Raw genomic sequence first — 774 nt, forward strand, 5'->3', positions numbered from 1 at the left:
TCTGGCAGGTCGGCCAGCAGGGTCATGCTGACAGCCGGGCCGACGCCGGGAATGGTCTGCAGCAGGGCCTGACGGGCCGGGCCGTCGTGAGGCTCCAGGATCAGGGCCTGAAGCCGGATCTCGACGTCGGCGCGCTCTTGGGCCAGCCAGGCGATCGCCCGACGGCAGCTGTCGGCGACGGCCTCGTCCAGGGTCTGCTTGAGCCGGGTCTTCTCCATGGCCGCCATCTCCACCAGTTGGCGGCGGCGGGTCGACAAGGCCCGGATCTCGAAGGCCCTGGCGCTGGGAACGGGGCGGGCGGCGTCCTGCATCAGCAGAGCAAACCGCGCGATCAGCCCCGCGTCCAGCCTGTCGGTCTTGGCCCGCCGTCCCTCGGCCGTCCGCAGGGCCGCGATCCGCTTGGGATCGACCACCCCGACCTCGAAGCCGGCCTGGGCCAGGCCGCGCACCAGGCGCGCGCCGTAGGTCCCGATGGACTCCAGCACCACCTTGGCCACGCCTTCGCGATGCAACCTCGCCACCAGCGCCGCTACGCCCGAGGGGCCGTTGGCCAACCGAAACACCTTGCCGGACGGGGCCAGGCCCACGTCCAGCCAATCACGCCCGACATCCACGCCGGCCGCGCACGCATGCGTCATGGCTCCGCTCCTGTGTTCGGGCTCGAACGCCTGGCGTCCCGCCCGTGCGACTGTTCGGAAAGCTGAGACTGGCGGACGCGCCCTTGCCGGAATCTCGGCCTCGAGGCCTGGGACCCAACGAGCTGCGCCCGCCACC

At 72.0% G+C, this 774-nt stretch carries 1 protein-coding gene; it reads right to left on the minus strand.

The features are described 5' to 3' along the window. On the minus strand, nt 1–638 hold a 638-nt coding region (locus AC07NS_RS26650), incomplete at its 3' end, for an IS110 family transposase (RefSeq protein WP_494608231.1). Nucleotides 639–774: the final 136 nt, after the last annotated feature.

It is taken from the genome of Caulobacter sp. GW821-FHT10A10 (genome assembly GCF_059415745.1).